Origin of the sequence: Pseudomonas sp. (assembly GCF_050739995.1) — a bacterium.
Lineage (GTDB): Bacteria > Pseudomonadota > Gammaproteobacteria > Pseudomonadales > Pseudomonadaceae > Aquipseudomonas.
This window is the reverse complement of record NZ_JBOICG010000778.1, coordinates 1-4,371: the sequence shown is the minus strand read 5'-3', so window position 1 is coordinate 4,371 and position 4,371 is coordinate 1. Positions and strand designations below refer to the sequence as shown.

Annotated in this window: 5 protein-coding genes and 1 pseudogene; 3 read left to right on the top strand and 3 right to left on the bottom strand. The window is 58.3% G+C overall.

Annotated elements, in window-relative coordinates:
* Window positions 1–54 precede the first annotated feature (54 nt).
* Window positions 55–597 carry a YaeQ family protein gene (locus ACRESD_RS26390; RefSeq protein ID WP_431753592.1) on the bottom strand — a complete coding sequence of 181 codons (543 nt, stop codon included), beginning with the start codon at window positions 595–597 and terminating at the stop codon, window positions 55–57.
* 149 nt (window positions 598–746) lie between these two features.
* On the opposite strand from ACRESD_RS26390, the gene ACRESD_RS26385 reads away from it, so the two are divergent.
* The gene (locus ACRESD_RS26385; protein ID WP_431753591.1) at window positions 747–1,946 is read left to right on the top strand and encodes a CaiB/BaiF CoA transferase family protein; all 1,200 of its coding nucleotides are present in this window, start codon (window positions 747–749) and stop codon (window positions 1,944–1,946) included.
* Window positions 1,946–2,830 carry a TIGR02285 family protein gene (locus ACRESD_RS26380; protein WP_431753590.1) on the top strand — a complete coding sequence of 295 codons (885 nt, stop codon included), beginning with the start codon at window positions 1,946–1,948 and terminating at the stop codon, window positions 2,828–2,830. Before ACRESD_RS26385 ends, ACRESD_RS26380 begins: the two co-directional genes overlap by 1 nt.
* Window positions 2,831–3,000: 170 nt before the next feature.
* Here the strand turns inward: ACRESD_RS26380 and ACRESD_RS26375 are convergent, their stop codons facing one another.
* Window positions 3,001–3,285 carry a DUF3509 domain-containing protein gene (locus ACRESD_RS26375; RefSeq protein WP_431753589.1) on the bottom strand — a complete coding sequence of 95 codons (285 nt, stop codon included), beginning with the start codon at window positions 3,283–3,285 and terminating at the stop codon, window positions 3,001–3,003.
* A gap of 313 nt (window positions 3,286–3,598) precedes the next feature.
* Between ACRESD_RS26375 and ACRESD_RS26370 the strand changes: the two genes are divergently transcribed.
* Complete coding sequence (locus ACRESD_RS26370) at window positions 3,599–3,820, top strand: hypothetical protein (protein WP_016971927.1); 222 nt, start codon at window positions 3,599–3,601, stop codon at window positions 3,818–3,820.
* An 81-nt stretch (window positions 3,821–3,901) separates the two neighbouring features.
* Here ACRESD_RS26370 and ACRESD_RS26365 read toward each other — a convergent pair.
* A pseudogene (locus ACRESD_RS26365) lies at window positions 3,902–4,371 on the bottom strand (threonine synthase); the annotation flags it as partial.

Below are 4,371 nucleotides of genomic sequence, written 5' to 3'. Positions count from 1 at the left end.
ATTAGGTCGCAGTGACTGATCCACCGTAATCGGGAGCAAGCCCCCTCCCACCTTTTAACCGCGCTCGCCGACCAACCACTGGAGTTGCACTTCGTGCTGCCCGCGGTCGTCAGTGACGAACATGGTGCCTTCGCTGATCATCACGTCCCACTTGATAACGCGGGGCATGTCCTTGGCCAGGGTCTCCAGGACTTCTTGCGGCACCGCGGCGATGTGTACGTTCTTCAGGTTGTTCGCCACCGGAACCACTTTGCCTTCCCACACACGCAAGCTGCCATAGGCCAACAGGCTAGTGCGCTCGGTACGACGCGAGCACCAGGTCAGGCGGTCGGCGTCGGGTTGGCCGACTTCGATCCAGTGCAGAACACGGTCATCCAGGCTTTTTTCCCACAGGGCCGGTTCGTCTACATCTGACAGGCCACGGCCAAACGCCAACTGCTCGTTGTACCAAAGGGCGTAGGCCAGCAGGCGCACAGTCATGCGTTCTTCGGTTTCCGAAGGGTGGCGGGCGATGGTCTGTTTAACGTTCTCGTACACCGAGCGGTCAAGGTCGGTGAGGTTGAGTTCGAATTTGTAGGTCGTGGACGGCTGGGCCATGAACGGGCTTCTAGAGACAGGGAAAGGCGGCCAGTCTAACCGATGCTGGGGCCATTCACCGAATACTGAGCTGCATCATCCTTATCCCTGGATCGCTCGCCTATGTTAAAACGCATCACATCACCGTCCCACGCTCGCTAAGGATCCCCATGTCGTTTAATGCCAAACCGCTTGCCGGCCTGAAAGTCATCGAACTGGGCACCCTGATCGCCGGCCCGTTTGCATCGCGTATCTGCGCCGAATTCGGTGCAGAGGTGATCAAGGTCGAATCGCCTGACGGCGGCGACCCACTGCGCAAATGGCGCAAGTTGTATGAAGGCACCTCGCTGTGGTGGTTTGTGCAGGCGCGCAACAAGAAGTCGTTGACGCTGAACCTCAAGCACCCAGACGGCCTGGCGATCCTCAAGCAGCTATTGGCGGACGCCGACATCCTGATCGAAAACTTCCGCCCCGGCGTGTTGGAAAAACTCGGCCTGAACTGGGAAACCTTGCATGCCCTGAACCCTAAACTGGTGATGGTGCGTCTCTCCGGCTTCGGCCAGACCGGCCCGATGAAGGACCAGCCGGGGTTTGGTGCGGTAGGTGAGTCCATGGGCGGCTTGCGTTATATCACCGGTTTCGAAGACCGCCCGCCGGTGCGTACCGGGATTTCCATCGGCGATTCGATTGCCGCGTTATGGGCGGTGATCGGCGCGTTGATGGCGCTACGTCATCGGGAGGTCAACGGCGGACTGGGCCAGGTGGTGGACGTGGCGTTGTATGAAGCCATTTTCGCGATGATGGAAAGCATGATCCCGGAGTTCGACGTGTTCGGTTTCATCCGCGAGCGCACCGGCAACATCATGCCCGGTATCACGCCCTCCTCCATCCATACCAGTGCCGATGGCAAGCACGTGCAAATCGGTGCCAATGGCGATGCGATCTTCAAACGCTTCATGTCGGCCATTGGCCGTGAAGATCTGGCCAATGATCCACAACTGGCCTGCAACGACGGGCGCGATAGCCGCCGTGATGAGCTGTATGGCGTGATTGATCGCTGGGTCAACTCGCTGCCACTGGATCAGGTGGTAGAGGCTCTGAACAAAGCCGAAGTGCCTGCCAGCCGTATCTACAGCGCCGAGGACATGCTGGGCGACCCACAATTCCTGGCACGGGAAATGTTCCTCAAGGCACAGTTGCCGGACGGCAAGGACTTCAAGATGCCCGGCATCGTGCCCAAGCTCTCGGACACGCCGGGCAGTTGTGAGTGGGTCGGGCCGCAGTTGGGCGAGCACAACAGTACACTGCTCAATGAACTGGGTTACGACGTCGCAGCCATTTCTCGGTTGCGTGAGGATGGCGCGATCTGATGGCTCGCCGCTCCCTGTGTTGGTTCATGCACGGGTGCCTGGCCAGCCTGATCGCCTGCGCGTGGCCGCCCACAGCTAGCGCCGAAGACACGCTGACTTGGCTGCTGCGCGACCTGCCACCGCTGACTATTTTCGAAGGGCCGCAAAAAGGCCTGGGGGCACTGGACCACCTGATGCCCATGCTTCAAGAGCGCCTGCCGGAATATCATCACCAGGCTCTGCATGTGAACCGTGCCCGGGGCATGCAAATGTTGCGTACTCCGTCTTTAACCTGCGATCCCTCACTGCTGTGGACCCCGGAACGGGCAAAGTACGTGGCGTTTTCCGCCCAGGCATTTGTGGTGGTCAGCAATGGGGTGATGATCCGCCGTAGCCAGCAGGCAGCAATGGCGCCGTTTATCGTCGCGGGGCACTTCGACTTGCAGGCATTTCTGCAAACCCCGAATGCCCGCCTTGGAGCCATCGCCGAGCGCAGCTACGGACCTGTGATCGATGAGCGCCTCAAGAGCACCGACTCACATAAACTCGCCCTGCATTACGGTAACGACGCTCTGGGCAGCTTACTGCAAATGCAGCGGCTGGGCAGGTTGGAAGCCGTGCTCGGTTACTGGACGGAAATCCGTTACCAAGCAATGCAACAGGGCATAGCGCCTGACGACCTGATGTTCCTTGCCATCAAAGGCACTGCGCCTTACCAACGCATCTACATCGGGTGTTCGAACACCGCGCAGGGGCGCCAGGCCATCGTACGGATCAATCAGGCACTGGAAGATCTCCCACAAGCACAGGTACAGAATGCCTATGCGCTGTGGCTGGACCCGGTCATGCGCGAGCAGTATTTGAAAGACAACCCGCACTTTTTCCAGGATGACCCACAGCCCTGACAAATTTCGGGCAAAAAGAAACCCCGAGCAGTGGGGAGACAACTCGGGGTTAAACGTGGCCTACAAAGACCAGTACAACAAGCCACAAACACCGGAGCACAATGCTTGCTCTTGCTGTTAAAAAATCTGACCGGCCATGCAGTAGGAAGTTTCCAGCGATGAACAATTCTTCATGCGCGGGCTGCGCTACGGGTCTGCGCGGCGTTGCGCAAAGCCGCAATGACTGACGGCTCCAGACGCCCCTCGGCAATCTTCAGATCGCGCAGCAGGCAATCCACGACGTCGACCAAGACGCGCTTGTCCGTCAATTGCGCGCGGTCAACTTCACGCTCGACCACGATGGCGCCAGCAGGGTTCTTCACGGTCACCAGGCACTCGCCCTGCACACCAGAGGTGGTCAGCGTAACCTGATAAGGGCTCAGTGCTTCTTCGAGCAATAGGCTGATACTTTCCATCTCGATCACCACTCAATAGTTCGGGAACAATCGTTTCAACGGGAGCTGCATCTATCCTAAGTGACTGTTTGTGACGTAGGAAAGTTCGCTTTCTCGTCTTTATGGGGCCGTCAGGGGTGACGGATTCCAGCATGCGCTTGCAACATGACAGGGAAAAAACGGCGGCACATAACTGCTTACGCAATGGGCAACTGTTTTGGGGTTGGCCGAGAGCTGAGGCCAGAGGTGAATCCTATACTCGGTGAGCGCTGGTCACGCTGCGGTGCAGACAAAAGCGCATGTAAAAAGGCCGTTACTACGAAGGATGATCAAGATGGCGGAACAAAATGAACAGCAGACATCGACAGACAGAATGCACGCCGAGGTATCACGTATTTTTGCTGAAATTGCACGTATGAATGCAGAGCAGAACAAACTCAATAAAGAGTCCCTGAAGATAACCTGTGAAACTTTCTGGTACCCAGTGGGTATCGCGACGGGATTCTATGCCGCAGTCGGCACCGTAATAGTCGTCGCTCAGAAACTATTCTCGTAGCGCTTGACCCGGCCTGCCAGATACAAAAAACGCCGCTGACCCACAGAAGGGAAAGCGGCGTTTTTGTGTGCGCGGTTCGCCTTACAACGGCTTGCCTCGGTTGCCATGCTGGCTCACAAACGCCTGCACAGTCTTCAGATCATTGGCCAACACGGTGCAACGCTCTTCACGCTCGAACAGGTCCGCCAGATGCGCCGGCAACTCCAGCGCCTTGCCGACACCGGCCTTCTCCACCGCTTCCGGGAATTTGACCGGATGGGCGGTGCCCAGGATCACCATCGGGATATCCAGGCTGCGACGGCATTCGCGGGCGGCCTTCACACCGATGGCGGTATGCGGGTCCAGCAGTTCGCCGGTCTGAGCGTAAACCTCTGCGATGGTTTCGCAGGTCTGCGCATCGTCAACCGCCAGGGAGTCGAACAGTTTGCGGGTTTCGGTCCAGCGCTCTTCGTCCACGCTGAAACCGCCGCCGCTCTTGAAGGTGTCCATCAGGCCGGCAATGGCCGCGCCGTTGCGACCGTGCATGTCGAACAGCAGGCGTTCGAAGTTCG

What these genes read in the sequence shown, in the direction of transcription:
- ACRESD_RS26390 (WP_431753592.1), bottom strand. Translation starts at nt 597, where the DNA reads ATGGCCCAGCCGTCCACGACCTACAAATTCGAACTCAACCTCACCGAC.
- ACRESD_RS26385 (WP_431753591.1), top strand. Translation starts at nt 747, where the DNA reads ATGTCGTTTAATGCCAAACCGCTTGCCGGCCTGAAAGTCATCGAACTG.
- ACRESD_RS26380 (WP_431753590.1), top strand. Translation starts at nt 1,946, where the DNA reads ATGGCTCGCCGCTCCCTGTGTTGGTTCATGCACGGGTGCCTGGCCAGC.
- ACRESD_RS26375 (WP_431753589.1), bottom strand. Translation starts at nt 3,285, where the DNA reads ATGGAAAGTATCAGCCTATTGCTCGAAGAAGCACTGAGCCCTTATCAG.
- ACRESD_RS26370 (WP_016971927.1), top strand. Translation starts at nt 3,599, where the DNA reads ATGGCGGAACAAAATGAACAGCAGACATCGACAGACAGAATGCACGCC.